Source organism: Anaerosacchariphilus hominis, assembly GCF_014290175.1.
GTDB classification, from domain to species: domain Bacteria; phylum Bacillota; class Clostridia; order Lachnospirales; family Lachnospiraceae; genus Laedolimicola; species Laedolimicola hominis.
Map to the genome: position 1 here is coordinate 61,924 of NZ_JACOOR010000006.1, position 26,228 is coordinate 88,151.

General features: G+C 55.4%; 25 protein-coding genes and 1 tRNA gene. 1 reads left to right on the forward strand and 25 read right to left on the reverse strand.

Going from position 1 to position 26,228, the window contains the following annotated elements:
* Window positions 1-259 precede the first annotated feature (259 nt).
* The gene (locus H8S44_RS10950; protein ID WP_186872472.1) at window positions 260-1,291 is read left to right on the forward strand and encodes an ROK family protein; all 1,032 of its coding nucleotides are present in this window, start codon (window positions 260-262) and stop codon (window positions 1,289-1,291) included.
* A gap of 103 nt (window positions 1,292-1,394) precedes the next feature.
* On the opposite strand, the gene H8S44_RS10955 is transcribed toward H8S44_RS10950, so the two are convergent.
* The 25 genes from H8S44_RS10955 to hflX all read right to left on the reverse strand — a co-directional run bounded on the left by H8S44_RS10955 (window position 1,395) and on the right by hflX (window position 26,228).
* The gene (locus tag H8S44_RS10955; RefSeq protein WP_186872471.1) at window positions 1,395-2,462 is read right to left on the reverse strand and encodes a dipeptidase; all 1,068 of its coding nucleotides are present in this window, start codon (window positions 2,460-2,462) and stop codon (window positions 1,395-1,397) included.
* Between the two features lie 29 nt (window positions 2,463-2,491).
* Window positions 2,492-4,681 carry a sensor histidine kinase gene (locus H8S44_RS10960; RefSeq protein ID WP_243167573.1) on the reverse strand — a complete coding sequence of 730 codons (2,190 nt, stop codon included), beginning with the start codon at window positions 4,679-4,681 and terminating at the stop codon, window positions 2,492-2,494.
* A complete protein-coding gene (locus tag H8S44_RS10965; protein WP_186872470.1) occupies window positions 4,656-5,354 on the reverse strand; it encodes a response regulator transcription factor in 699 nt (232 codons plus the stop codon). The genes H8S44_RS10960 and H8S44_RS10965 overlap by 26 nt, the downstream gene beginning before the upstream one ends.
* 79 nt (window positions 5,355-5,433) lie before the next feature.
* Window positions 5,434-5,988, reverse strand: coding sequence for a hypothetical protein (locus tag H8S44_RS10970; RefSeq protein WP_186872469.1), 555 nt, complete (start codon window positions 5,986-5,988; stop codon window positions 5,434-5,436).
* Window positions 5,972-6,979: a DUF1700 domain-containing protein gene (locus H8S44_RS10975; protein ID WP_186872468.1), complete on the reverse strand. Its 1,008-nt coding sequence runs from the start codon at window positions 6,977-6,979 to the stop codon at window positions 5,972-5,974. Before H8S44_RS10975 ends, H8S44_RS10970 begins: the two co-directional genes overlap by 17 nt.
* Window positions 6,972-7,295, reverse strand: coding sequence for a PadR family transcriptional regulator (locus H8S44_RS10980; protein WP_186872467.1), 324 nt, complete (start codon window positions 7,293-7,295; stop codon window positions 6,972-6,974). Before H8S44_RS10980 ends, H8S44_RS10975 begins: the two co-directional genes overlap by 8 nt.
* Before the next feature lie 158 nt (window positions 7,296-7,453).
* Window positions 7,454-7,524, reverse strand: a tRNA-Trp gene (locus H8S44_RS10985).
* A gap of 154 nt (window positions 7,525-7,678) precedes the next feature.
* Complete coding sequence (radA, locus tag H8S44_RS10990; RefSeq protein WP_186872466.1) at window positions 7,679-9,049, reverse strand: DNA repair protein RadA; 1,371 nt, start codon at window positions 9,047-9,049, stop codon at window positions 7,679-7,681.
* A 12-nt stretch (window positions 9,050-9,061) separates the two neighbouring features.
* Complete coding sequence (locus tag H8S44_RS10995) at window positions 9,062-9,472, reverse strand: endosialidase (protein WP_186872465.1); 411 nt, start codon at window positions 9,470-9,472, stop codon at window positions 9,062-9,064.
* 81 nt (window positions 9,473-9,553) lie between these two features.
* On the reverse strand, window positions 9,554-11,989 hold the full coding sequence (locus H8S44_RS11000; protein ID WP_186872464.1) for an ATP-dependent Clp protease ATP-binding subunit: 2,436 nt from the start codon (window positions 11,987-11,989) through the stop codon (window positions 9,554-9,556).
* A gap of 80 nt (window positions 11,990-12,069) precedes the next feature.
* The gene (locus H8S44_RS11005) at window positions 12,070-13,092 is read right to left on the reverse strand and encodes an SH3 domain-containing protein (protein ID WP_186872463.1); all 1,023 of its coding nucleotides are present in this window, start codon (window positions 13,090-13,092) and stop codon (window positions 12,070-12,072) included.
* A 130-nt stretch (window positions 13,093-13,222) separates the two neighbouring features.
* On the reverse strand, window positions 13,223-14,374 hold the full coding sequence (locus H8S44_RS11010; protein ID WP_186872462.1) for a glycerate kinase family protein: 1,152 nt from the start codon (window positions 14,372-14,374) through the stop codon (window positions 13,223-13,225).
* A gap of 33 nt (window positions 14,375-14,407) precedes the next feature.
* On the reverse strand, window positions 14,408-15,679 hold the full coding sequence (gene purD / locus H8S44_RS11015) for a phosphoribosylamine--glycine ligase (RefSeq protein ID WP_186872461.1): 1,272 nt from the start codon (window positions 15,677-15,679) through the stop codon (window positions 14,408-14,410).
* 126 nt (window positions 15,680-15,805) lie between these two features.
* A complete protein-coding gene (gene purN, locus H8S44_RS11020) occupies window positions 15,806-16,411 on the reverse strand; it encodes a phosphoribosylglycinamide formyltransferase (RefSeq protein WP_186872460.1) in 606 nt (201 codons plus the stop codon).
* On the reverse strand, window positions 16,405-17,430 hold the full coding sequence (gene purM, locus H8S44_RS11025; RefSeq protein WP_186872459.1) for a phosphoribosylformylglycinamidine cyclo-ligase: 1,026 nt from the start codon (window positions 17,428-17,430) through the stop codon (window positions 16,405-16,407). Before purM ends, purN begins: the two co-directional genes overlap by 7 nt.
* A 356-nt stretch (window positions 17,431-17,786) precedes the next feature.
* Window positions 17,787-18,287 (reverse strand): 5-(carboxyamino)imidazole ribonucleotide mutase, encoded by a 501-nt coding sequence (gene purE, locus H8S44_RS11030; RefSeq protein ID WP_186872458.1) that lies wholly within the window; start codon window positions 18,285-18,287, stop codon window positions 17,787-17,789.
* Between the two features lie 153 nt (window positions 18,288-18,440).
* Window positions 18,441-20,516, reverse strand: a complete 2,076-nt coding sequence (locus H8S44_RS11035) for an aminopeptidase (RefSeq protein ID WP_186872457.1) — start codon at window positions 20,514-20,516, stop codon at window positions 18,441-18,443.
* Window positions 20,517-20,542: 26 nt separating this feature from the next.
* Window positions 20,543-20,854: a DUF6142 family protein gene (locus H8S44_RS11040; RefSeq protein ID WP_186872456.1), complete on the reverse strand. Its 312-nt coding sequence runs from the start codon at window positions 20,852-20,854 to the stop codon at window positions 20,543-20,545.
* On the reverse strand, window positions 20,835-21,308 hold the full coding sequence (locus H8S44_RS11045) for a VanZ family protein (protein ID WP_186872455.1): 474 nt from the start codon (window positions 21,306-21,308) through the stop codon (window positions 20,835-20,837). The genes H8S44_RS11040 and H8S44_RS11045 overlap by 20 nt, the downstream gene beginning before the upstream one ends.
* Before the next feature lie 30 nt (window positions 21,309-21,338).
* A complete protein-coding gene (locus H8S44_RS11050; RefSeq protein WP_186872454.1) occupies window positions 21,339-21,491 on the reverse strand; it encodes a hypothetical protein in 153 nt (50 codons plus the stop codon).
* Window positions 21,492-21,507: 16 nt separating this feature from the next.
* Entirely contained in the window at window positions 21,508-22,188 is a 681-nt protein-coding gene (gene pyrE, locus H8S44_RS11055; RefSeq protein WP_186872453.1) for an orotate phosphoribosyltransferase, read from the reverse strand.
* A gap of 60 nt (window positions 22,189-22,248) precedes the next feature.
* The gene (locus tag H8S44_RS11060; RefSeq protein WP_186872452.1) at window positions 22,249-23,157 is read right to left on the reverse strand and encodes a dihydroorotate dehydrogenase; all 909 of its coding nucleotides are present in this window, start codon (window positions 23,155-23,157) and stop codon (window positions 22,249-22,251) included.
* Window positions 23,158-23,172: 15 nt separating this feature from the next.
* The gene (locus tag H8S44_RS11065; RefSeq protein WP_186872451.1) at window positions 23,173-23,943 is read right to left on the reverse strand and encodes a dihydroorotate dehydrogenase electron transfer subunit; all 771 of its coding nucleotides are present in this window, start codon (window positions 23,941-23,943) and stop codon (window positions 23,173-23,175) included.
* 9 nt (window positions 23,944-23,952) lie between these two features.
* A complete protein-coding gene (gene pyrF / locus H8S44_RS11070; RefSeq protein ID WP_186872450.1) occupies window positions 23,953-24,882 on the reverse strand; it encodes an orotidine-5'-phosphate decarboxylase in 930 nt (309 codons plus the stop codon).
* A gap of 110 nt (window positions 24,883-24,992) precedes the next feature.
* Complete coding sequence (gene hflX / locus H8S44_RS11075) at window positions 24,993-26,228, reverse strand: GTPase HflX (protein WP_186872449.1); 1,236 nt, start codon at window positions 26,226-26,228, stop codon at window positions 24,993-24,995.

Below are 26,228 nucleotides of genomic sequence, written 5' to 3' on the forward strand. Positions count from 1 at the left end.
TCCAGCATAATTCCTTCTCTTTCACTTTTACTACCGGCATCTTTTACGTTATCTTTTACGTTATGTCTTGCCGTAAGTTATGTTGTAATAGTAATATAGATCAGTTTTGTATTTCTGTCAATACATTTTTTATTTGTTTTTTCTAAAATAATCCTGATTTTCATTGACATTCTTGGTTTTTTTTGATAAGTTTTTCACATGAGGGATTTGTTTTGATAAGTCTTATCGTAACAAATACTATCGGAGGTAACTTACCAACATGGATAAACCTATTCGTAACACCATGCTGCTGAAGCAGCAAAACAAAGAACTGATCATTTCCGCCTTCCGGGAAATCGGACAGGGCACCCGCAATGATATTGCGCAGCTGACAGGCTTAAGCATCTCCACCTGCGGAAACATCATGCGGGAGCTGGTAGCGTCCGGCGAGCTGATTGCAGGTGATATGGCTCCCTCCCAGGGCGGACGGCCTTCCAAGATCTATATTTATAATGCAGATACCCGTCTTGCGCTGGCCATCTCCCTTGTAGCCAACGGCGCATTCAATCAGATTGAAATTGCTGTCGTCAATCTCTCCGGAAATATTCTGGTAAGAGAATCCTATATGCAGCCCCTTTCGCAGCTGTCTTTTGAGTTTCTGGATTCCCTGATACAAAAGCAATTTGAAAATACGCCCCAGATCCAGGCCATCGGAATCGGGATTCCCGGTATGGTGGTGCACGGTGAAGTGCTTTACTGTGATGTTCCTAATCTGGAGCAGCTGAATCTGCGCGATTTGCTGCAGGACAAATACCATGTAAAGGTTCTGATTGACAATGAGATGCATTTTAAAACCTTTGGCTATTATCAGACTCACAATACGGCGAATCTGAAAAACTGCGCGCTTCTGAACGCTCCCGAGAATTATACCTATGGAGCCGGATTTATCGTGAATGGACATCTGCTCCGCGGAAACGCCAATTTTTCCGGTGAGATCAACTATCTGCCCTATGTATCCTCCCGGGAGGAGCTGATTGCCCAATGTTCCCGGGATGATACCTTTGTGGATCTGATTTCCAAGGTTATCATCTCCATTATCACGATTGTGGATCCCAAATATCTGATTCTGTGCGGTTTTCGTTTTACCAGTGCGCTTGTGGATCAGATTCGGGAACGGCTTGCGTCCGTGCTGCCTGCGAAGCTTCTGCCGGAGCTGGTGCTCCAGCCGGATATTTCGGATGAATATCTGACCGGTATTATTACGGTTATCTGCAACCTGATTACGGAAAAGGAACCCTACGCAGTAGAATAAACAGTACAAAAAGCCCGTGAAGCTCAGATTTTTCTGAACCTCACGGGCTTTTTTTCGCCTGTTTTCCGGATTTTTGTGATTGCATTGTCGGTTTTACATGATTTTACTTTAATATTCTGCGATAATACCGCAGGAAGTTGCCGCCCACGACGCCTTTCACCGCCTCTGTATCCATGCCCCGCTGCAATAACAATGCGGTCAGCTTCACCATCTCGCCGTGATGGGCCAGCACGTCATAATTCTCTGTCTCAAACCGGATACGCGGGGTAGCATCTTCCAGTCCTTTGCAGAGATCAAAGCCGTAGCCCACATGGGCCGGGCCTGCGATACGGATCAGATGCTCGGCGTGTTCGCAGAGGCGGAGCAGGGCTGCGTCGGCCTCCTGTTCCGCCGGAGTCGTGGTCTCCGGCATAATGCCCGTGAGATACCCGCAGGCATTCAGCCCGATGACGCCGCCGCGCCCCGCGATTTCACGAATCTGGGCATCTATCAGGTTCCGGTAATTCTCGTTCACAGCCCAGGCGTCCGAGTGGCTGGCCATAAAGGGCTGCTCCGTCAGATCGCAGACATCCCGAAAGCCATCGTTGCTTAAGTGGCTCACATCCAGCCACATACCGAGCCGTTCCATTTTTCGGACTGCTTCTTTGCCAAGCTCCGTCAGGCCGCCCGGGATCTCCCGGAACTGACCGGCCGTGCAGCAGCCCGTGGCAAAGGCGTTACGGCGGCTCCAGGTAAGGCCTGCGCCCCGCACGCCCAGGTTGTAGAAGGTGCGGAGCAGGGACAAATCATTCCCCAGGGGATCGAGGCCCTCCATGGACAGCAGAATCGAGATACGGCCCGCCGCCAGGTTCTCGTCCAGTTCCGCGCGGCTGGCGGTCACGCAGATGCGGTCATTCACCGGCTCCACATCCTCCTTCAGGGCCGTAATCTGCCCCAGGGCCTTTCGGAGGCCCAGCTCCGGTAAATCACGGTTATTGATAAAGATGGACGAGACCACGATGTTCAGTCCTGCCTTTTCAAAATACGGCAGATACCGCCGTTCCACCACGCCCTGCTCCCCGGTCAGGCAGCGTTCGCAGACCTCCGCCGCCAGATCGAAGTGGGCGTCCACCACCGGGGATTCCTGATGGATCCTTCTTGCCTGTTTCAGATACTTTTCCTGTATGCGCATACTGTCTCCGCTCTCTTTCTTACTTATTCTTACGCTTCTTTCCTGTTATCCGTCACCCCAAAACTCACCACCGCCGTAAACAGATCTGCGTCGTTCTCCACCCGGAAGCTGCCGCCGCAGGCCTCGGTGAAGCTTTTGGCGATGGACAGGCCCAGGCCGCTGCCGCCGTCTGTCCGGCTCTTGTCGCCCCGGACGAAGCGCTCAGTGAAATCGATGCCGTCGCCCAGTTCGGTGGCCGACGTATTTTTCATCACCGCCGTTGCCTTACCATCCTTTTCCGTCAGGGTCAGGTACACGCGGGAGCCGGTCAGGGAATACTTCAGCGCGTTCTGCAACAGGTTCTGGAATACACGGTACATGCGCTGGCCGTCCGCTGTAATCTCCACTGGTTTTTCCGGGATGGATACCCGCATGGACAGGCCGCTCTGCTCGATGGGTTCCGCCATATCCGCCAGGGTCTGTCGCAAAAGCTTGGCGAAATCCAGCTTCTCCGGCTTCACCTTCAGCTCGCCGGAAGCCGCCTTACTCACCTCGAACACGTCCTGCACCATGGCGCTTAAGCGCTCGGATTTTTCACCCAGGACACGGATGTAGTCCTTCACATCCTCGGGCAGATTTTCCTCCTGCTTCAGGATGTCCACGTAGCTGACGATGGAAGTCAGGGGCGTCTTGATGTCGTGGGACACATTGGCCACCAGTTCCACCTTCATGCGCTCGCTCTTCGTGCGCTCCCGGATGGCCGCCTCCATGCCCTCCTGGATGCCGTTCAGGTCCTCCGCCGCCGCTTTCAGATCACTGTCCTCCGGCAAGGACAGCGCATTTCCTATATCGCCGTTCCGAATGACCCGGATCTGTTCCGTCAGAGCGCCCAGATCCTCGGCCAGTCTGCGTACCTTCCCCGCATAGAAGAAGCCCACAAAGGGAATCAGGGAGCGTCGCTGCCATTTCACCAGCTTTTTCTGTACGGGCTGCTTCAGATCCCGGGTCCGGATGCTGCGCCGCAGACGGCCGATGATGCTCTTCTGCTGTCCCTTATTCCGGCGCAGATCGGTGACGCCCAGATACAGCGGCCAGAAGCTCAGCAGCCAGAAGCTGAAAAAGCCGTCCAGATGGAACGCCAGATAATCCCGCGCCTGCGGTAGATAGTCCTGAACTCCATAATAAACGAACCGATCCAGACTGAAACCGCTCCAGCTTAAAAAATCAGTTACGAAGGTCAAAATCAGACAGATTGGGATGATCAGGAAGAACAGCAGCTTGACTTCCAACCAGATTTTTCCAGTCCATCCGGTGATTTTTTCCCGGCCTGCCCTGCGCGGTTTCCGCAGCGCCCACGCCAGAAGTAACAAAAGGAGAGCCGCCGCCAGACCGGCTTTGCTGCGTACCAGCTGCTGCCGTTCTGCCGTCAGACTCTCCTTCAGACGGTAGAGGACGCCGCCGTATCGGTTGGTTCCATTTGTGCCGCTGACCACATAGAGCCTGGGCTCCTTCGCAGCTGCCAGATAGACCGCGATGGCTTTCGCCTCGTCCCCGGCTGTGAAATTCTGATAGCCCGGCACGGCCCAGCGGCTCTTCTCCCGGTAAATACCGTCGCCGTAGACGTCTACGGTCTGACCGTCCTTTTCCATGGCTACCTTGCCGTCGCCGTCCTTATTGTAGGTCAGCTGAAAATTATACTCCTCCGCCGGAATCCAGGCCGCGAAATCCATACCAATGCTGGCATTTTCCGCGTCCAGTCCGTCGATGTTCGTATAGGTCAGTTTTCCGTCTTTGAACACCGCGTAACGCAGGTTCTGGTCGGCTTTCAGCTCTTCCAGATAGGCATTAAAATCCGCCGTGCTGTATTCACCTGCTTCTGTGGCTGCCTCTTCATAACTCATGGAGCCTGAGTAACCAGACGTCCACCATTCGGATATGACCGTACCGCTATCCTCTGTAACCGTATCTGTCGCATAAGAATCATACGCATAGTCGGAATCACTGTAGCTGTACTGATAGCGCACCCAGTCCTTCCCCTTGAGCCCGATACCGATCAGATCCTCCAGCCGGTTCGATATCCTGGTCGCAAATTCCTGTGTCTTCTGATAATCGGACTGCCGCAGATCTGTGTTCGAAATCAGGGTCAGCATGGAAATGAAGTTGTAAATCAGCAACGTCATTCCCAGAAAGAAGGCAAGCATTCCTATCCAGATTTTAGATTTTTTCCATCTTGTATCCAATTCCCCACACCACCTTTAAATATTCCGGTTCTTTCGGATTAAGCTCGATCTTTTCACGAATGCGGCGGATATGTACCATAACCGTATTCTCCGGCGCGTAGGCTTCCTCCTCCCAGACCCGGCGGTAGATCTCCTCCGCCGGAAAGACGCGACCACGGTTCTTCATCAGAAGCTCCACAATCTTTGTCTCGGTGGCGGTCAGCCGCACCGGCTCTCCGTCTGCGTACAGAGTCCGCTCGGACTGGCGATAGCAAAGACGGCCGTTTCGGATCTCATCCCCGGATACGCCCGCATGGATATCACCCAGCATCGTATAGCGCCGAAGCTGGCTTTTCACCCGGGCTGCCAGCTCCTGGGGATGAAAGGGCTTCGCCACATAGTCGTCGGCTCCCATGGACAACCCTAAGATTTTGTCGGTCTCCTCGCTTTTGGCGCTGAGGACAATGATCGGGATATTTTTCCGCTCCCGAATCTTCATGACGGCGGACAGTCCGTCCAGGCGCGGCATCATCACATCCATAAGGATGAGCTGCACCGGCTTCTCCACCGCCAGTTCCAGGGCCTCTAGGCCGTCGTAGGCCTTCAGCACCTGATAGCCCTCTTTTTCCAGTAGCAGGCTTATGGCCCGCACAATCTCTCTGTCGTCGTCTACCACCAGTACGCATTCGTTCATATTTGCTCTCTCCTTTTCCGGTGGTTTCAGAATACCCTTTCTTTCTTACGGGACACCGGAGGATTTTCTTACAGCTTTCTTACAATCTCAAATCTTTTTCATTGACCGGGTTATAGAAAATCTGTACCTGCTCGATATGGGGCGCGCCCACCACGGAAATCAATTCGCCACGCTTCAGACCCGCCAGGACTTTGTCCTTGGCCTCCATTAGATTCTGAAAATCACTCTCGTCCGTATTCTCCCAGTAGCAGTGAAGCTCCAGGGCCGGGGTGCGGGTCTGCCGCCAGGTGTCGGCGTCGTTGTCGTAATATTCGTCTTCCTGGACGGTCTCTTCGATCCGCGGCTCCACCATAGCCTGATTGTAGGTAATGCGGAACAGTACGGTATTTTCCGGAATGCTCTCGTCGGCTTCCACCTCGGGAGCTGTATCCCAGTAGCCGTCAATATTCCAGACGCCCTGCTCCGGATCGATTTCTCTGCTGATATCTCTGGTGACCATATTTGTCTCGCCGACCACCTCCGTACCGCCGTAAGCCAGGCTTGAAAATTCTCCGAAGGCCACGCCCGCGCCGCTGCCGGTCAGCAGAACGCCGCTGCAAAAGATACCGATGGTTATTTTATGAAATCTGGTCATGTTCATCCTCCTCTGCTTCCATGTCCCCGTCTGTGAAATCGTCCTCGTCGGGTTCTTTCTCTTCGAACTCTTCCTCTTCGAGTTCTTCCTCTTCCGGCTCTTCGTCCGTGTCATCTGCATTTTCCAGGATGACGGTTTTTTCTGCAGTCTTTTTCCGGCGAATCAGGCCCCAGGCCGCGCAGGTCAGCGCGCCCCCGCAGAGGATACCGCCAAGAGCTATCAGGGTCATGCCCATGAGCGGGTAGCCCTGGAAGCAGAGAATCAGGATTGCTCCGAAGCAGAAAATGGAGGCAATGGTTCCAAGTGCCAGACCAGCTGCCGCGCAGAACCACAAGACGTTCCAGCAGAGGCGCAGGCCCCAGCGGAGCAGATCCCAGCAAATACGGGACAGCTTTCCTGCCACGCGGGCCAGGCTGGCAATCAGATGGCCGCACCCTTTCAGGATATCATGGCAGAAGCCCAGGAACATTTCAATGATGCCCTGCCGGGACTGTGCGGTCTGCCCGCCAATCGTCGCCTGACAGTATCCGGCTCCGTCTTTCTCTGAATGCGAACTGTTCCCGTCTGCCTGCTGTCCGACGGTTTCCTGTCCGTTCGGCGCTTCTGCTCCCTCCGCCTGCTTCTTATAAAACGGCTTTCCGATCCAGGCGCAGACCTCTCTGAGCCACTGTCCCAGCTTCTTTCCCGCACGTTTCAGGAATCCGCCCGCCTGCCGGATACCCTGCTCCGCGGACTGGGCTGCGCTCTCAAAATCCATTTTAACCCGTCGGCTGCTGTCACCGTACTCCGGATTCACATGGTACGCCTCCAGAATCTCCGCCGCCAGCTCCTTCACCGGACCGAAATCGCCGATGGCCTCCTCCTCGGACATGCCGTTCTGTATCTTCATATCGATATGCTGAGCATATTCATCCAGAATATCCTGCTGTTCCTGCTGCTCCAAGACCTTCAGATGTCCCGCAAGCTCTGTCAGAAATGCTTCTTTACTCATATTGTTCTCCCTCCTTCAGGTACTTACCGACCTGCTGCTGAAATTCTATCCATTCCTTCGCCAGGGAATCCCGGTAGAGAATCCCCGCCGCCGTCAGATGGTAATACTTCCGGGGCGGCCCTTCTGTGGACTCCCGAAGGTATGTCTCAAAATAATGTTCATTGGTCAGCCGCTTCAGCAGCGGATAAATGGTTCCCTCATTCACATCAATGACCCGGGAAACCTCCTCCACCAGCTCGTAGCCGTATCGGTCCTTCCGGCGCACCGCCTCCAGCACAATCAGCTCCAGCACGCCCTTCTTAAACTGTGGGTTCATCTTATCCCTCCCAACCTTTTGTCTGATATTAGGTTACACCTACTACTATGTAATGTCAAGTACTAAATTTTTATAAGTACTGATTAGATTCCGAATTCTATCGGAATTTCCTATTCCATAAAAAAAGACTGAAAGCTTTCCGCTTCCAGTCTCAGTAGCAGGGGATGAGAGAATCGAACTCCCACTAAGGGTTTTGGAGACCCCTGTCATGCCATTTGACCAATCCCCTGTATCAAACGTGCTTATTATTTATATCATATAAGCACGTTTTTTGTCAAGTGTTATTTTCAAATTCTTAGAAAATGGTTTTTAGGAAATTGCGCAGAATGCGTAATTTCTGTGCATCGCGAAACGTGTTACTGTGAACAGCGTGAACTGTAACTTTAGGAGATCGCCCGCACTGCGTCGGCCACGGTCCGGACGCCGCACAGACGGATACCGTCTACCCTGCCCACCTGCTGTCTGCAGACCTCCGGCAGAATCACCGTGGTGAAGCCCAATTTTCTGGCCTCCTGTACCCGCTGGGAGGCCTGGCTCACTGCCCGGACCTCACCGCTTAAGCCCACCTCTCCAAAGGCCAGCACCTTCTCGTCAATGGCCTGATCCCGGTAGCTGGACACGATGGCCAGCACCACGCCCAGATCGATGGCCGGTTCATTGATGCGGATGCCTCCTGCGATGTTCACATACACGTCGCTGCCGGAGAGATGTAGGTTCAGCCGCTTCTCCAGCACTGCCAGCAGAAGACTCACCCGGTTATAGTCCATGCCGGCCGCCGTTCGCCGGGGCATGGTCAGCTGACTGCGGGATACCAGGGCCTGGATCTCCAGCAGAATGGGCCGGGTCCCCTCCACGGAGCAGGCCACGATGGATCCGGAGGCTGCCTCCGGCCGCCCGTTCAGCATAAACTCCGAAGGATTCTCCACTTCTGTCAGACCCGTCTCCCGCATTTCGAAGACGCCGATCTCATTGGTGGATCCAAAACGGTTCTTCACCGCCCGCAGGATCCGGTAGGAGGCGTGGCGGTCTCCCTCAAAATACAGCACCGTATCCACCATATGCTCCAGCACCCGGGGACCTGCCACCGTTCCCTCCTTGGTCACATGGCCCACAATAAAGATGGTGATACCCAGGCCCTTGGCCAGCTGCATCAGGATCGAAGTGGACTCCCGCACCTGGGAAACGCTGCCCGGAGCCGAGCTGACGTTTTCATTGTACATGGTCTGGATGGAATCGATGATGACTACCTCCGGGCGGCTGCCCTCGATGGTCTCCCGGATGAGCTCCAGATTCGTCTCACAGAACAGCAGAAGCCTGTCCGAAAATTCTCCGATCCGTGCCGCCCGCAGCTTGATCTGCTTTAAGGACTCCTCGCCGGAGATATAGAGGACGCTGCGGCCGTCCGCCGCCAGCTTCTGGCACACCTGCAAAAGCAGGGTGGACTTACCGATACCCGGATCGCCGCCCACCAGCACCAGGGAGCCCGGCACGATACCGCCTCCCAGCACCCGGTTCAGCTCCTCCATCCGGGTATCCAGCCGCTCCTCATCCTTGGTTTCAATAGAAGAAAGGCAGACCGGACCTCCGGCTGCCCTCCTCTCAGAGACTCTACCAGTACTCTTTTTTTCACTTTTTACAACGGTTTCTTCCACAAAGGTATTCCACTCCCGGCAGCCCGGACACTGGCCCATCCACTTGGGGGACTCGTACCCGCAGCTCTGGCAGAAAAATACCGTAGACTTTCCTTTTGCCATAGACTTGTCTTATTATGCCTTCACTACTTTTACAGAAACGGTCTCCTTGCCGCCCAGCTCCACGCTGAGAACCAGCTTGCCGCCCAGACCTGTCTTGATGGCGCCTGCGCTGACTCCGTCCACCAGGGTCAGATACTCCGTGTCGTCCTCCATACCCAGGGTGATCTGCGCGTCCTCGGGACCTTCTACCCGAAACTCCACACTGTCTGCATTTACCTTAAAATGTTCTACCGCTGTTCCGGGAACTGATTCATAGACAAACAGATCATTTCGCTCCAGCTTCGTAATCTCACGGAAGGTCTTTACCTTATAGATATCTCCCTGATACTCCTCCTGGCGCTTGCTCTTTGCTGCCAGCTCATAGTCTCCAAAGCTGATGCTTCCATCTTCCTCTGCGCGAATCAATTCTTTTACTGCTGCCATTTCTTTTGTCCTCCCAACTGGAATCTGATATGTTTGATTATATACGATCCCTGTCCTCATTTCCAGCAATTTATGAAAAGTTTAGCAATCAAATATGATTTTTCCTTTTCTCATGGTGACCGTCACCTGACTGCCCCTTCCCACTCTTCCGGACAGGATCTCGTCTGCCAGGGCATCCTCGATCTTCGTCTGGATGGCGCGCTTTAAGGGCCGCGCTCCGTACTTCACGTCGTAGGCCGTCTCCACGATATGGAGCTTTACGCTGTCCCGCACCTTCAGTTCGATGCCCAGCTGCTGATGACACCGGTTCGTCAGCTCCTTCAGCAGAATATTCACGATGGACTTCATCTGCTCCTTATTCAGGGCATGGAACACAATGATCTCATCGATCCGGTTCAGGAACTCCGGCTTGAACATCCGGCGTACCTCCTCCATGACGCTGTTCTTCATGGCCTCGTAATTATGCTTCTCGTCGTCCACGGAGGCGAAGCCCAGCCGCTTGGGGGAGACGATGGCACCCGCGCCCGCGTTGGATGTCATGATAATCACCGTATTCTTGAAATCCACGGTTCTTCCCTGGGAATCTGTGATTCTTCCGTCGTCCAGCACCTGCAGAAGGATATTGAACACATCCGGATGGGCCTTCTCGATCTCGTCGAACAGGATCACTGTATAGGGATTCCGTCGTACCTTCTCGGACAGCTGGCCGCCGTCGTCGTGGCCCACATATCCGGGAGGCGCTCCGATGAGCTTGGATACGCTGTGCTTTTCCATGTATTCAGACATATCCACCCGGATCATGGCCTCCTCCCGGCCGAAAAGGACCTCTGCCAGGGCCTTGGACAGCTCCGTCTTTCCCACGCCGGTGGGGCCCAGGAACAGGAAGGATCCGATGGGTCTCCGGGGATCCTGTAATCCCACCCTGCCGCGGCGCACAGCCTTTGCCACGGCCGTCACAGCCTCGTCCTGGGCAATCACCCGCTTATGCAGGATGCTTTCCAGCTTTTTCAGTCTCTGGTTCTCCGTCTCCGTCAGCCTGCTCACCGGAATCCGGGTCAGATCCGATACGGTCTTCGCGATCTCATTTTCTCCCACTATCAGGGTTTTCCGTTCTCTGCGATCCTGCTTTTTCTTCACTTTTTCCAGCTTTTCACCCAGCTCCAGACGCTCCCTGCGAAGCTCTGCTGCCCGGGTGAAGTTCTGAGCCTTCACTGCTTCTTCCATCTCTCGGAGCAGCTCTGTGCTTTTCTCTTCCATCCGGAAGTGCTCCTCCGAGCCCTTTCTGCTGCCCATGCGTACACGGGCCGCCGCCTCGTCCATCAGGTCGATAGCCTTATCCGGCAGGAACCGGTCGCTGATATACCGTCTGGACAGCTTCGCCGCCGCTTCCAGGGCCTCGTCTGTGATCTTTACCTGATGGTGACGCTCATAGCCCGGACGGATACCCTTCAGGATCCGGATAGTTTCCTCCTCAGAGGGCTCCTCCACCAGAATGGGCTGGAATCTGCGCTCCAGGGCCGCATCCTTCTCGATATGCTTCCGGTATTCCTCCACCGTGGTGGCTCCGATGACCTGCAGTTCTCCTCTGGACAGGGCCGGCTTCAGGATATTGGAGGCGTCCATGGCTCCCTCGGCTCCGCCCGCTCCGATAAGGGTATGGAGCTCGTCGATAAACAGCAGCACATCCCCAGCCAGGCGTACCTCGTCCATCAAATTCTTGATACGCTCCTCAAATTCGCCCCGGTACTTGGTACCCGCCACCATGGCGGACAGATCCAGGGACAGCAGCCGTCTGCCCTTCAGGGAATCGGGCACGTCGCCCTCCGCGATCCGCTGGGCCAGGCCCTCCACGATGGCGGTCTTTCCCACGCCGGGCTCTCCCATGAGACAGGGATTGTTCTTGGTTCGACGGCTCAGTGTCTGCATCACGCGCCGGATCTCCTCCTCCCGGCCCACGCAGGGCTCCAGCTTATGCTCCGCCGCCATGGCGGTCAGATCCCGGCTGTACTGATCCAGGGTCTGGGTACCCCGGTTCTGGCTTCTTCCATTCCGGGCCGCTTCCTCCCGGTACTCCCGTCCGGTTCTTCCCATGGAATCCAGAAGGGCCGTGTAAAGCTCTTTTACATTGACCTCCATGGTGTTCAGAAGACGGCTGGCCGCGCACTCCACATTCTTCAGCATGGCAATGAGGATATGCTCTGTGCCTGTCTTCTCCTCATGGAACCGGGCTGCCTCCCTCCGGGCCTCCTCCAGGATAAACTCCGCCCTGGGGGTATAGCCGGGACGTTCCTTCAGCGCAGTGGCTCCTTCGGTGGAAATCAGACTTTTCACCAGCTCCCACAGTTTTTTCTCCTCCACCTTCCGCTCCTTCAGAAGCTGGGACGCCGCGCAGTCCTGTTCCTTTACCAGGGCCATGAGAATATGTTCTGTTCCGATATAGTTCTGACCCAGCTGCGCGGAGATTTTCGCCGCCTGCTTCAGCACATTCCGGGCCTTTTCCGTATAGGTCTCAAACATAAAATTCCTCCAGTCATAATAGCGTCAGTGGACAGATGGCAACATTGGTCATCTGTCCACTGTGATCGTTCTTTGGTATATTACAGTTCCAGATCCTCCAGATCCAGAATCTCGATATCGATGTCGTCTCCGGTCTCCACCGGCTCTTTCCTGGGTTCAGGCTCCACAGGAACTTCGTCTTCCAGCTTCGCCGCTTCCGCAGTCTCCAGGGCGCTCATGTCGATCTCCGGCAGACTGTCCGTGAGACTTAAGTCCGGCTTTTCTTTCTCGGCCCGTCGCTTTCCACCCTTCTTCAGATCGTCATAGAAGTCGTCAAAATCGTCTTCCTCGTCCCCGTCGTAATCGTCGTAATCGTCGTCCTCATACTCGTATCCGGCGTTCCTGCTCTTCAGGGCGAAAACAATGGTCAGAATCAGAAGAATGGCGCTCAGAACTGCCAGTCCGATAATGATATAAAGCCGTGTCTTCAGGCTGCTGGCGCTGGTCTCCTTCAGCTCCGTCAGTTCATTGGTCAGGGACTCAGTCAGTCCTGCGGACTCTCCGGCTCCCGCAAACTGTCCCAGATCCCGCTGGAAGGTATTCTCCTGGGGATCGTACCAGTACCAGCCGGTACTGCCGTCAGCCTTCTGGGCCCATACCAGATACAGTTCGGAATCTGCCTGGTAAGCGGTATAGCTGGTGTCACCCACCTGAATACTGGTCTCGGTCAGTTCCGCGTCGGAATAACTTTCCTCCGGCTCCTGAATCGTGTAAGCCGCTGCCGGAGTCTCCTCCTGGGGCTCCTCCGCAGCCGGTTCCTCCGGATCCGCCGTCTCGGACACGCTCAGCAGGTCGGAACGAATCCATCCCGTCTTCTGGGCTCCGTCCAGGGTAAAACTGATCTGGTACCAGGTCTTTCCGCCGCTCTCTTTTTCATCGGTAATATCCACATTGGTCTCCACAGGCAGGGAGCAAACCTTCTGCGCATTCGCGTCTGCGTCCGCGCGCACCCGCGCTCCGTCTGTGGTAATCGTTCCTATCCGGGCTGCAGATACCTGCACGCCAAACGTCGATATCATCAGTCCTGCAGCAAGTACTGCTGCCAGACACCGCAGTTTCTTCATTTCTTCATCCTCCATTATCCTGACATCACGCCTTTTGACGTCCGTCTCCCCTATCACTTACAACATTGTTTTTATTATAATCGGAACCGGGAGCCTTGTCAAATAACAGATTGTGGATAGGGTCGTCAGGCTATCGCGCCGTCCAGAGCCGGTACACCTGCTCCGCCGTATCCGCCAGATTCCGTCTGGCCGTCTCCGGCTCCATGGCCTCCTCCAGGGTACAGATGCCCCTGAGAATGGGGAAAAAGGCGTCAATGCCCTTTTCATGGCAGGCGATGGCGTCCCGGGTCACGCTTCCCGCGAAGGCTACCACCGGCTTTCCGTACTTTTTTGCCAGGGCCGCCACGCCCACCGGCGCTTTTCCCATGGCGGTCTGTCCGTCCAGCCGTCCCTCGCCGGTGACGACCAGATCTGCGGTCCGCAGGGTCTCCTCCAGACGGGTCTCCTCCAGTACGATGCCGATGCCCGACTGTAAATCTCCTTTTAAGAAGCTTCGGAAAGCAAAGCCCAGTCCTCCGGCTGCTCCCGTTCCCGGATACTCCGGATCCGCATCGCCTAAGGTCTGTGCCGCCAGAGCCGCGTACCGGCCCAGCCAGGCGTCCATGTTCTTAATCATATCCGGATCCGCGCCCTTCTGTGGACCATAGACCGCGCTGCAGCCCTGATCCCCGCAGAGAGGATTGGTCACATCGCAGGCGATTCGGAACTCACAGCCGGACAGCTGTTCCAGCGCCCCTTCGGTGCGGATCTCCCGGAGTTCTTCCAGTCCGGCCGCTCCCCTCCGCACCGGCTTTCCCTCCGCGTCCAGGAAACCGAAGCCCAGAGCCTCCAGCATGCCGATACCGCCGTCGTTGGTGGCGCTGCCCCCGATGCCGATGAGGAACCGGCGGCAGCCCTGAGCCAGAGCGTCCCGGATCAGCTCCCCCACGCCGTAGGTGGTGGTAAAGAGAGGGTTCCGCTTTTCCGGAGGCACTAAGGTAATCCCCGCTGCCGCGGACATTTCCAGTACCGCCAGCTTCTCCCCGTCTGCTGTTTCTGTGTCCACAATTCCATAGGAAGCGGTGACCGGCTCTCCCAGCGGACCGGTCACAGTCAGGCTACGAAGGCTTCCGTTCATGCCGCTGACCAGGGCCTCCACCGTTCCTTCCCCGCCGTCAGCCAGAGGGCGGACAACCGGCTCTGCCGTTTTATCCGCCCTCCTGATACCTTCCGCTATTGCCTGGCCCGCCTCCATGGAAGTGAGACTTCCTTTGAAGGAATCGATTGCAATAACTGTCTTCATTTGTACTCCTTTATATCCTCATCCAGTCCTCTTTTAGGCCTCGTCAATGGCTTTTCCGATGTCGCTTCTGCAGTAGGCTTTCTCAAAGTCCACCAACTTCACTGCCTCGTAGGCATTGGCCCGGGCGGTCTTCAGATCCGCGCCCAGAGCGGTCACGCCCAGCACTCTTCCGCCGTTTGTGACGATCTGGCCGTCCACCTTCTTCGTACCCGCATGGAACACATAGTAACCGTCCCTGTCCTTGAAATTCTCCAGTCCGTGAATGGGGAAGCCCTTCTCATAGGAAACGGGGTAACCGCCGGAAGCCAGCACCACGCAAACCGCCGCATTATCCGCGAACTCCAGATCGATCTGATCCAGGGTTCCGTCAATGCAGGCCTCAAAGACATCCACGATGTCGGTCTTCATTCTGGGCAGAACCACCTGGGTCTCCGGATCGCCAAATCTTGCATTGTACTCCAGTACCCGGGGTCCCTTCGGGGTCAGCATCAGGCCGAAGAAGATGACGCCCTTGAACTCTCTGCCCTCTGCAGCCATGGCGTCCACAGTGGCCTGGTAAATGTGCTCTTTGCAGAACTGATCCACTTCTGCCGTATAAAAGGGGCTGGGGGAAAAGGTTCCCATGCCGCCGGTATTCAGTCCCTGATCGCCGTCCAGGGCACGCTTGTGATCCTGGGCGGAGGTCATACATTTGATGGTCTTGCCATCCACGAAGCTTAAGACCGATACTTCCCGGCCGGTCATGAACTCCTCGATGACCATTTTATTGCCTGCGGTGCCAAACTGCTTGTCCAGCATGATGGTCCGCACGCCCTCTTTCGCCTCTTCCAGGTTATTACAGATCAGAACTCCCTTTCCGAGAGCCAGTCCGTCGGCCTTCAGCACGATGGGGAAGTCCGCGGTCTCCAGATAGGCAAGGGCCTTCTCCGGGTCGTCGAAGTTTTCATAAGCTGCGGTGGGGATGCCGTATTTTTTCATCAAGTCCTTGGAAAATGCCTTGGAGCCCTCCAGGATGGCCGCATTGGCCCGGGGTCCGAAGATACGCAGTTCTTCTTTTTCAAAGACGTCCACGATACCGCCCACCAGCGGGTCGTCCATACCGACCACCGTCAGGTCGACGGCGTTCTCTTTGGCGAAGGCCGCCAGCTTCTCAAACTCCATGGCTCCGATGGGTACGCACTCGGCGTACTCCTCGATGCCGGCATTGCCCGGCGCGCAGTATATTTTTTCGGCTTTGGGGCTCTGGGCGATTTTCCAGCAAAGCGCATGCTCACGTCCGCCTGAACCAACAACTAAAATTTTCATATTTACCTCACTCTCTAGCCCGCAGTGCGCTCGATTCCGCTACGCTTCATCTCGCTCACGGGCTTCGCCCTATGGATTGTCGCAAAAAGCTATTGCTTCCTGCAAGCAGGGCAACACCTTTTCGTGTCAATCCGCACTGCTCACTGCCTGCGTGCAAATCATATCAATGGCCTTCGGAAGCAGAATCCACTCGGCTTCCTCCATGACACGCCGCTGTAAGCTCTCCGGTGTATCTCCTTCTTTTACCTCCACAGCCTTCTGTAAGAGAATGGGGCCTGTGTCGGTTCCTTCGTCTACGATGTGCACGGTGGCGCCTGTCACTTTCACGCCGCGCTTCAGGGCCTCTTCATGTACCTTCAGTCCATAGAAGCCGGTACCGCAGAAGGACGGAATCAGGGAAGGATGGATATTGATGATACGTCCCTCGTATTCCCGGATGATTTCCTTCGGAATCACCACCAGGCAGCCAGCCAGAACTACCAGCTCCGCGCCGCAGTCCTTCAGGGCTTTCAGAAGCGCTGCGTTAAAGGCCTCTGTGCCGCCGCAGGCCTTTCTGGTAATGCAGACAGCCGGAATACCATGTTTCTTTGCCCGCTCCAGGGCGTAGGCCTTCGGATTATTACTGATGACGGATACCACTTCCGCGTTCCGGATCTTTCCTTCGTCAATGGCGTCCAGGATAGCCTGCAGGTTCGTGCCGCCGCCGGACACCAGTACCGCTACCTTTAACATAAGGTCACTCCCTTTTCTCCTGCCTGAATCTCGCCCAGGATGTACGGGGTCTCGCCAGCCTCGCGGACTGCTGCCACGCACTTGTCCACGTCTGCCGGATCCACAGCCATGATCATGCCGATACCCATGTTGAAGGTATTGTACATCATCTGCTCCTCGATGCGGCCGTCCTCGCGCAGCATGTGGAAGATCGCCGGTACCTCATAGCTGTCTTTTCTGATCATCGCGCGCACGCCCTCGGGCAGCATACGCGGAACATTCTCATAGAAGCCGCCGCCTGTGATATGGCTGCAGCCCTTGATGGTCACGCCTGCTTCCTTTACGGTACGCAGGGCCTTCACATAGATCTTGGTCGGCTCGATGAGGGCTTCTCCCAGGGTTCTGCCCAGGCTCTCAAAGTAGGTATTCAGATACTCTTCCTTCATGGTAAAGACCTTTCTCACCAGTGAGAAGCCGTTGCTGTGTACGCCGGAGGAAGCCATACCCACCAGCACGTCGCCCGGCTTGATATTCGCGCCGGTGATCAGGTTTTTCTGATCCACCACGCCTACCGCAAAGCCGGCCAGATCGTACTCGTCCACCGGATAGAAGCCCGGCATCTCTGCGGTCTCGCCGCCGATGAGCGCCGCGTTTGACTGACGGCAGCCCTCTGCTACGCCGCTTACGATGGCAGCGATCTTCTCCGGAACATTCTTGCCGCAGGCAATATAGTCCAGGAAGAACAGGGGCTCACCGCCTGCACAGGCGATATCGTTTACACACATGGCCACGCAGTCGATACCTACAGTGTCATGCTTGTCCAGCAGAAATGCCAGCTTCAGCTTGGTTCCCACGCCGTCCGTACCGGACACCAGGGTCGGCTGCTCCATCTTTTTAAATGCTTCCATGGAAAATGCGCCGGAGAATCCTCCGATTCCCGTCAGTACCTCGGGACGCATGGTTTTCTTAATATGCTCCTTCATGAGCTCCACAGACTTGTAACCTGCTTCAATATCTACGCCTGCGTTCTTGTAATCCATAACTTTTATCCTCCTAGTATGAGCACTTGGCGAGGTGTTTTCGAGCCTAGTGCGAATCTACACCTGGACACTTTATGAATGCAAGCGGTACGCGCCGCATGAATTTAGTGGCCATGGTGTTTCCTACAGTATGAGCACTTGGCGAGGTGTCTTCGAGCCTAGTGCGAATCTACACCTGGACACTTTATGAATGCAAGCGGTACGCGCCGCATGAATTTAGTGGCCATGGTGTTTCCTACAGTATGAGCACTTGGCGAGGTGTTTTCGAGCCTAGTGCGAATCTACACCTGGACACTTTATGAATGCAAGCGGTACGCGCCGCATGAATTTAGTGACCATGGTGTTTCCTACAGTTTTTAGTAATTTTTGTATCCTACTTCTTTCAGCCGCGCGTCCTTCTTCTCCACCTGATTTTTCAGATCCTCCGCGTACGCCTTCAGTCTCGCCAGCAGCTCCGGATCGGAAGTGGCCAGTATCTTCGCCGCCAGCAGCCCCGCATTCACGCCGCCGTTAATGGCCACGGTCGCCACCGGGATGCCGGAGGGCATCTGTACGATGGAGTACAGGGAATCTCTTCCGCCCAGGGATGTGGTGTGCATGGGGATACCGATAACCGGCATCGGGAAAATCGCCGCACACATACCCGGAAGATGGGCCGCCATGCCCGCGCCTGCGATGATAACCTTGAAGCCCTTCTCCTCCGCCGTCTTCGCATACTCAAAAAATACGTCCGGCTCCCGATGAGCTGAAATAATTGTCATCTCAAACTCCACGCCAAGCTGTTCCAGCACATCCGCCGCTTTCTTCATGATGGGCATATCTGAATCGCTGCCCATTACAATACCGACTTTCGCCATAATGCAACCTCCTTGTGATTCCCTATAAATATTGATTAGTTTTACTTATAAATAACTTATCTTTATCTTGTTATTCTTATAAATCACAGTTTACCGTCTGGATCGGGCTCTGTCAACACCCAAAACGTAGTTTTTCTCTTCTTTAACCTCTCTTCACGCCTCGTCAAAGGGCCTGTTCAGCTCCTCTGTGCCCGGAAGCACGAATCTTCCGCCCTCGATCAGCGAGATTTCCGTTCCGTCCGGCAGCTCCACCCGGATATAGTCCAGCTCGTCATAGGGAATGGTAATATCCGTATGGCAGTTGAAATAAGCCTTGGATACGTCCGTTTTCCGGAGAATGGAGCACTCGTTATCCCGGGCAATGATCTCTTTTCCGTCAGGATTGTACACCGGATTATCCTCAGACCAGGAATAGCAGGTGTCCCCCACCGCAAAATGGGGACCCATCTTCTCCGCGATCAGAATGGGCAGCTTCGCCCCGATGTCGTACCGCTTCGCCACCATATAGGCCGTGGTATTGGTGCCGATGGCAAACTCGCCCATGGGAAGGGTCTCATGGCCGAAGAGCACATTGTTCCGGATATAGCTCCGGTTCTCTTCCTCCTCCGGGAAGTTTTTGCAGGTGTAATCCTTAATCCTGCCATCCTCGAAGGTCAGCTCCAGATCCAGGTACTTCAGTTCGTTCAGGTAGACCTGGCTCACATGGAGGATACCCCGGGTGCCCGTTAGCTTCGGGGATGTGAATACCTCGCCCACCGGGATATTCACATCCGCCACACAGTTCTCAAAGATGCTCTCCTTTTCCGGATGCTCCGGCTGCCACAACTGCACCCGGAGATCAGTCCGGTTGGCCCCCGCTCCCTTGATGCGGACGGAAGCGCCCTGATCCAGAGCCTGAATCAAAGTCTGCTGAATCCGCTGGTACAGATGGTAGTCCAGATTATTGATCTTCACCACTTCCCGGAAAATCTCCTCAAACTGCTCCCCGATCTCGGGAATGGGCCAGGCGATAATCGTAAAGCTTCTCTGGTCTCCCGGAATATACCGGTTCACCAGCTGGCCTGCCTGGCTGTTGTAGCTCACATTCAGCTCCTGCTGCTTTTCGCTGAACTTCAGGGCCTCCTTACACTTCTTCGGCAGGAAGGGATGCTCCCCAAAGATCTCCATGACCGCCGGACCCGCGTGAACGGCCGCCAGCTCCCGGTACTGCTCATAAGCGCTGTGGAGAACGGAAAGTCTCCGCTCCATCAGCTTTTTATCCAGATACAGAGCCATATCCTCCCTGTGATCGTACACATACTGCTTATCCGGCGCCGTGCTGCAGTAGCCCGGATTGCCCTGGGCCCTCCGGTTCAGGCTGTGCCGGGCCTCCCGGTAAATGATGCTCTTCAGGCCCATCTTCCCAAACTGGGCGATGGCTGCCCGTACCACCCGCTCAAAGCCCAGAGAATAGCGGATATTCACCGTCTTCTTTTTGCTCAGATCGATGCCCGCCGCCATGAAGCCCATGCGGTAGCCCTCTGTAAAGGTGGAAGCCATGGCTTCGATCTGTTTCTCCGAAAGCTTTGCCAGAAACCGGCTGACCTCCAGCTCATTTTCGCCGACGTACTCGCCGAACCGATACAGATATCTGGGATCCTTCAGATCTGATTCACAGATAATATCCGCCGCGAAGGAGAGCTCCGGATCCAGCTGCTCCTGGATCCGATCGGGGATGAATACGTCGCAGTAATCGCTGATATGCCAGTAAACCATCTGCTGCAGATTCTTCACCTCCGGCGTTTCTCCCTCAAAGGCATTATAGAGTTCCACAAAAAGCTCCGCCGTAATGGTCAGATCCTCGTATCGCTGCTCCGCCGCCCAGACGATCATCCCCCGGATCTCCGTGTATACAGAGCTTAGGAGCTGGCCGTAGCCCTCTCCAAGAAGCCGTACCGCCTCCGCCGGATTCGCGTAGCTCCTCTCATAGGAGCCTCCTGTCAAATCTCCAAACAGCTGCCGGTTCTGCGCCTGAAGCTCCTCTAGGGTCATCCGCTCCGGCTGTCCTTTCTTTACCCCTTCGGCGTAGGCCGCCACCTCCAGAATGAAGTCCGCCGTTTTCTGAAAATAGGCGTAAAAAGGAGCCGATACAGTCTGTTCCAGCTTCATTGCCTGTATCCGCTCCATCACCAGAGCATACCGCTCCTTGATTTCTTCCGCTCCCGCTCTTATATTTTCCTGTAATTCCATCTTGCTGCCTCCTTCATGGTTCTTTCCTACATGCCGAGCATGCACACAAGGGCCCACAGGATGAACAGGATGCCATTGGCCACCGCGCCAATCTGTGAAAACAGATAATACACATCCTCTTCCTGAAAACCCCGGACCGCCAGCACAAAGCCCACGGCACTGCAGACCATGGCCAGTACGCCCAGAAGTCCCACCAGACTTCCGGCCTGTCCTGCCATCCGGTAGGCCAGGAGCAGCGACACTCCGGTAAATACCAGCGCCGCTCCGGCAAATCCTGCAGAGCAGATGCCCTGCTTCGTATGCTTTTTATCTGTAAACTTATAGCTTCTTCTTGCCATGCCTTTTCCTCCAGTGATGTCTGACTCCCACAAACACCAGATATCCGATACAGCCGCCGATGGTATTCAGCAGAAGATCGTCCACATCAAAGCAGCCCACCCGCAGAATCAGCTGCATGGTCTCCGCCAGAAGGCTGGCCAGGAAACAGGCAATCCCTGTCCGCAGGCCCTTCCGCATGGAATCATAAAGCGCCGGCACGGCAAAACCCAGGGGAATGAACATTGCCACATTTCCCACCAGATTAATAAATACCGCCGGGCCGCCCAGAATATCCCGGTGATGCCAAAACCGTCGTATCTCCTGAAACAGCACCAGATTGTATCTGTAATCCGGACTGATATCCGTTCTTCCGTAGCTTTCCGAGAAAAACATAAAATAGATCAGACACGCCAGATAGCATATCAGCAGTATCCGTCCGCCCCACCTCAGTCTGTTTCTGGAATCTTTTTTCATGTTGCTCCGTTTCTGTTTTATAATTCTGTCTTAAAAAATCAGGTCTGATTTGTTCTTCAGCAGCCGGGCTCCGTTTACGATGCAGAGAATCCCTGCCGCCAATCCTGTCACTGCCACTACGATTCCCACTGCCAGCGTACCGGCTCCGGTCTGCTTCATGGTCTTATATGCTTTTTCACTCATTCCGGTCCCTCCTGTCTTACTTTGCGCCATACTGTTCATAATATGCGTCGATGGCTGCTTTCAGAGTATCGTCGATGAGAATCTTTCCCTGGCAGGGACGGTTGTAGAGGTGCTCCACCACGTCCGCCATGGTAACAATGGCGTTGGTCTCAAAGCCATAGAGATCCTTTACTTCCTCCAGAGCGCATTTCACGCCGCCCTTGCCGACCTCCATACGGTCCAGGGATACCATCAGGCCCACGATCTCCACGTCGGCGGCGCCCTTTACCTTCGGTACGGTCTCCTCCATGGATTTGCCGGAGGTGGTCACGTCCTCGATCATAACGACCCGGTCGCCATCCTTTAACTTGCTTCCCAGAAAGCTTCCCTTGTCCGCGCCGTGATCCTTCTCTTCCTTCCGGTCGGAGCAGTAGCGGATCTCTTTGCCGTACAGATCACTGTAGGCAATGGCGGTAACCACGCTTAAGGGAATACCCTTATAGGCCGGTCCGAAGAGCACGTCGAAATCGTCGCCATACCTGTCATGGATGGCTTTCGCGTAATACTGGCCCAGTCTTTTTAACTGGGAGCCGGTCACATACGCGCCCGCGTTCATGAAAAACGGGGACTTTCTGCCGCTTTTTAAGGTAAACTCACCGAATTTCAGCACGTCGGACTCCACCATAAAATCAATAAACTCACTCTTGTATTGTTCCATTTTATCTGAAACCTCCTGTATGAATCTGAATCTCTATTTTATCCTTCTTTGAAACGCTGTCTACCGCACTGCTCCGATAAGCTCTTTGATATCCTCCACCTGATACTTCTTCATATAGGCCAGGATGCCATCGGCTGTCTCTTTGGCAGCATAGGGGTTCGCAAAGTTCGCGGTGCCTACGGATACGGCGGTGGCTCCGGCCAGAATGAACTCCATGGCGTCGTCGCCGTTGGTGATGCCGCCCATACCGATGATGGGGAGCTTCACCGCGTTTGCCACCTGATACACCATACGCACGGCCACAGGCTTCACGGCCGGGCCGGACATGCCGCCGGTCTTATTGGCGATGGCGAAAGTGCGGCGATTAATATCAATCTTCATGCCGGTGATGGTGTTGATCAGGGACAACACATCCGCGCCCCCCGCCTCAGCGGCCCGGGCCATCTCGGTGATGTCCGTCACATTGGGGCTCAGCTTCATGATGACCGGCTTTTTCGCGTACTTCTTTACCTCTTTTGTGATGGCTTCCAGGGCCTCCGGCTTCTGGCCGAAAGCAATGCCGCCTTCTTTTACATTCGGACAGGACACGTTGATCTCCAGCATATCCACATCCGCGTCGGACAGACGCTCCACCGCGTCGCAGTAGTCCTCGGTGGTCTTGCCGCATACATTGACAATGATTTTTGTGTCGTATTTTTTAAGCTTCGGCAAATCCCGCTGCAAAAACACGTCCAGGCCCGGGTTCTGGAGGCCGATGGCGTTCAGCATGCCGCTTCGGGTCTCCGCGATACGCGGGGTAGGATTCCCTGGCCAGGGAACATTCGCCACACCCTTGGTCACCACTGCACCCAGATCGCCCAGATCGTAAAATTCTCCGTATTCTCCGGCAGACCCAAAGGTTCCGGAAGCTGTCATGACCGGATTTTTAAGCTCCACTCCGGCCAGATTTACACTTGTCTTATATTCCATGACGATACCCTCCGGTTATAATTCGATTTCGTCCGCCGCAAAGACCGGACCGTCCTTGCAGATACGTTTATTTCTGACATTGGTGTGGGCGTCCACGTCCTTGGACTTGCAGACACAGGCCAGACAGGCTCCGATGCCACAGGCCATGCGCTCCTCCAGAGACAGGTAGCAATCCATGCCCTGCTCTTCGGCATAAGCCTTCAATGCCCGAAGCATGGGACCCGGCCCGCAGGCGAAAATGGCATCCGCAGTCAGTCCGTTCTCTTTGATGGCATCCAACACGTTGCCTTTGGTCCCGGCACTGCCGTCCTCTGTTGCCACCACCAGCTGCGCATGGCAGGACAATTCCTCCTTCAGGAACAGGTCGCCGCCCCGGTAGCCGGATACTACGATCTTCTCCCCGGGGAGCTGCTTTGACAGCTCCACCATGGGCGGTACGCCGATGCCGCCGCCTATGAGGAATACTTTTTTATATCCTTTATCCAGTGGGAAACCATTTCCCAGGGGGCCTACCAGGCGAAGGGTCTCGCCTGCGCCGTAGCCGGAAAACTCCTGGGTGCCCGCTCCTGCTGCCCGGTATACCAGACGCAGGCCTTTGTTCTCTCTATCAATCTCGCAGATACTGATGGGACGGGGCAGAAGTCTCGACTCGTCATGGCAATAAACGGACACGAACTGGCCCGGCCGCGCCTCTTCCGCGATATGCTCTGTCTGAAGCCACAGGCTGTAGATACCCGGGGCAATCTCGCGCTGTTCTTTGATAAGCGCTGTCTCCTGATATTTCATCTCATTCTCCTATCTGGCATTCAGTGCGCCACTGATGTCGGCCACCATGTCCTCGACGGCCGCGCGGGATGCGTCGCCAAAATTCTCAGCGCCGAATTTTGCGTACTTCTCCTGCTTGTAAGCGGCAATGATGCCTCTGGAGGAGTTCACGATGGCTCCCAGACCGTCCTCATTGAAAAAGTTCACCAGATCCTTGCCCTTTCCACCCTGGGCGCCATAGCCCGGCACCAGGATGTAGGTCTTCGGCATCAGCTTCCGAAGGACTGCGCCCATCTCCGGATAGGTGGCTCCTACCACGGCTCCGATGTAGCTGTATCCGGCATCTCCCATATGCTCCTCGCCCCACTGGGCCACCTTCTCGCCCACCAGCTCATAAAGCGGACGGCCGTTTACCAGCTGATCCTGGAACTCGCCGCTGGAAGGATTGGAGGTCTTCACCAGAATAAACAGTCCCTTATTCTCCTCCTTGCATACCTCCATGAAAGGCTTCACGCCGTCGCTGCCCAGATAGGGGTTCACAGTGGCGAAATCCTCGTCAAAGGGAACGTAGCACTTGCTGCCCACCTGTACCTTGCCCAGATGACCCACCGCATAGGCCGCTGAAGTAGAACCGATGTCGCCGCGCTTGATGTCGCCGATGACCACCAGATCCCTGGACTTACAGTAATCCACGGTCTTCTTATATGCCTTCAGTCCCTCGATGCCGAACTGCTCGTACATAGCGATCTGAGGCTTCACTGCAGGAATCAGGTCGTAGGTCTTATCCACGATTTCCTTATTGAACTGCCAGATGGCCTCTGCCGCACCCTCCAGGGTCTCTCCGTATTCTGCGAATGCCTTTTTCTGGATATGCTCGGGAATATAGCCCAGCATGGGATCCAATCCCACCACAATGGGGGCTCCTGTCTTCTGAATCTTTGCAATCAGCTTATTAATCATCGTACGTTCTCCTTCGTCTGTTTAAGAGTGACCTCCGCTTCTTGGGAAGTCCGTTTGGAAAAATTATATAGTATTTTTTTATAGAATGCAACCGTAAGGACCCGCCGGGCTTAATAATTTCGCGGCATCCATGCTTTGATATAAATGCCGTCCTCCCGGTATTCCTCCTCCAGTACCTGTCCCACTTTCCGTATCCGCTGGATATCGCCCGCCTGGGCGTAAGGAAAGACCTTCTCCACCTGGACGCGGCTATTGCGAAGCTGCTCCTCCAGAAGCTCTCCAAGCTCCTCCAGCCCTTCTCCGGTGCGGGCGGAGATCCCCAGCGTTTTCACGGCCTTCGTATCCTTAGGAAGCTCCGCGCCCTCCATCCGGTCCCGCTTGTTAAAGAGGGTAAGCACCGGCTTCCCGCCGATCTCCAGCCGCTCCAGCGTCTCGTAGACCGCCTCCATCTGGGCTTCCATCTGGGGATTGGAGCTATCCACCACATGCAGGATAAAGTCCGCGTACCGGGCCTCCTCCAGAGTACTCTTAAAGGCCTCCACCAGATGGTGGGGCAGCTTCCGGATAAAGCCTACCGTATCCGTCAGCAGAATCTCCTGCTCGTTTGCCAGGGCCATCCGCCGGGTGGTGGGATCCAGTGTGGCGAAAAGCTTATCCTCCGCCAGGATTCCGGCGCCGGTCAGGGCGTTTAATAAGGTGGATTTACCCGCATTGGTGTAGCCCACGATGGCTGCCACCGGTACGCTCTGATTCAGACGTTTTTTCCGGGCCGTATCCCGGTGAACCTGCATTTCCTTCAGTTCCCGGTTCAGACGGGCGATCCGGCTCTTGATCAGTCTCCGATCCGTCTCCAGCTTTTTCTCTCCGGGGCCTCTGGTTCCGATGCCGCCGCCCAGTCTGGACATGGCGATACCCTTTCCGGTCAGTCTGGCCAGGCGGTAGCGCAACTGGGCCAGTTCCACCTGAAGCTTACCCTCGCTGGTGGTGGCATGCTGGGCGAAGATATCCAGAATCACCAGCGTCCGGTCCATGACCTTCAGATCCAGCTCCTGCTCCAGCCCCCGAAGCTGGGCCGGGGTCAGCTCGTCGTCGCAGATGACACCGTCGGCCTGCAGCTTTGCTGCCAGCTCCCGGACCTCGTCGATCTTGCCGCTGCCGATATAGGTGCCCGGGTGCATGGATTCCCGGTTCTGAATCACCCGGCCCACAGCCTCCGCCCCCGCGGTGTCGGCCAGCTCTGCCAGCTCCTCCAGGGATTCCTCCACATTTTCATTTTCCCGTGTGCAGACGCCGATAAGGATGACACGCTCCCGGGCCTGCTCTGTATTTTCAAATAATTCTGCCAT

Bases quoted from the DNA above. Each gene is read 5' to 3' on its own strand.
- H8S44_RS10950 (WP_186872472.1), top strand. From the start codon at position 260: ATGGATAAACCTATTCGTAACACCATGCTGCTGAAGCAGCAAAACAAA.
- H8S44_RS10955 (WP_186872471.1), bottom strand. From the start codon at position 2,462: ATGCGCATACAGGAAAAGTATCTGAAACAGGCAAGAAGGATCCATCAG.
- H8S44_RS10965 (WP_186872470.1), bottom strand. From the start codon at position 5,354: ATGAACGAATGCGTACTGGTGGTAGACGACGACAGAGAGATTGTGCGG.
- H8S44_RS10970 (WP_186872469.1), bottom strand. From the start codon at position 5,988: ATGACCAGATTTCATAAAATAACCATCGGTATCTTTTGCAGCGGCGTT.
- H8S44_RS10975 (WP_186872468.1), bottom strand. From the start codon at position 6,979: ATGAGTAAAGAAGCATTTCTGACAGAGCTTGCGGGACATCTGAAGGTC.
- H8S44_RS10980 (WP_186872467.1), bottom strand. From the start codon at position 7,295: ATGAACCCACAGTTTAAGAAGGGCGTGCTGGAGCTGATTGTGCTGGAG.
- radA (WP_186872466.1), bottom strand. From the start codon at position 9,049: ATGGCAAAAGGAAAGTCTACGGTATTTTTCTGCCAGAGCTGCGGGTAC.
- H8S44_RS10995 (WP_186872465.1), bottom strand. From the start codon at position 9,472: ATGGCAGCAGTAAAAGAATTGATTCGCGCAGAGGAAGATGGAAGCATC.
- H8S44_RS11000 (WP_186872464.1), bottom strand. From the start codon at position 11,989: ATGTTTGAGACCTATACGGAAAAGGCCCGGAATGTGCTGAAGCAGGCG.
- H8S44_RS11005 (WP_186872463.1), bottom strand. From the start codon at position 13,092: ATGAAGAAACTGCGGTGTCTGGCAGCAGTACTTGCTGCAGGACTGATG.
- H8S44_RS11010 (WP_186872462.1), bottom strand. From the start codon at position 14,374: ATGAAGACAGTTATTGCAATCGATTCCTTCAAAGGAAGTCTCACTTCC.
- purD (WP_186872461.1), bottom strand. From the start codon at position 15,679: ATGAAAATTTTAGTTGTTGGTTCAGGCGGACGTGAGCATGCGCTTTGC.
- purN (WP_186872460.1), bottom strand. From the start codon at position 16,411: ATGTTAAAGGTAGCGGTACTGGTGTCCGGCGGCGGCACGAACCTGCAG.
- purM (WP_186872459.1), bottom strand. From the start codon at position 17,430: ATGGATTACAAGAACGCAGGCGTAGATATTGAAGCAGGTTACAAGTCT.
- purE (WP_186872458.1), bottom strand. From the start codon at position 18,287: ATGGCGAAAGTCGGTATTGTAATGGGCAGCGATTCAGATATGCCCATC.
- H8S44_RS11035 (WP_186872457.1), bottom strand. From the start codon at position 20,516: ATGGAATTACAGGAAAATATAAGAGCGGGAGCGGAAGAAATCAAGGAG.
- H8S44_RS11040 (WP_186872456.1), bottom strand. From the start codon at position 20,854: ATGGCAAGAAGAAGCTATAAGTTTACAGATAAAAAGCATACGAAGCAG.
- H8S44_RS11045 (WP_186872455.1), bottom strand. From the start codon at position 21,308: ATGAAAAAAGATTCCAGAAACAGACTGAGGTGGGGCGGACGGATACTG.
- H8S44_RS11050 (WP_186872454.1), bottom strand. From the start codon at position 21,491: ATGAGTGAAAAAGCATATAAGACCATGAAGCAGACCGGAGCCGGTACG.
- pyrE (WP_186872453.1), bottom strand. From the start codon at position 22,188: ATGGAACAATACAAGAGTGAGTTTATTGATTTTATGGTGGAGTCCGAC.
- H8S44_RS11060 (WP_186872452.1), bottom strand. From the start codon at position 23,157: ATGGAATATAAGACAAGTGTAAATCTGGCCGGAGTGGAGCTTAAAAAT.
- H8S44_RS11065 (WP_186872451.1), bottom strand. From the start codon at position 23,943: ATGAAATATCAGGAGACAGCGCTTATCAAAGAACAGCGCGAGATTGCC.
- pyrF (WP_186872450.1), bottom strand. From the start codon at position 24,882: ATGATTAATAAGCTGATTGCAAAGATTCAGAAGACAGGAGCCCCCATT.
- hflX (WP_186872449.1), bottom strand. From the start codon at position 26,228: ATGGCAGAATTATTTGAAAATACAGAGCAGGCCCGGGAGCGTGTCATC.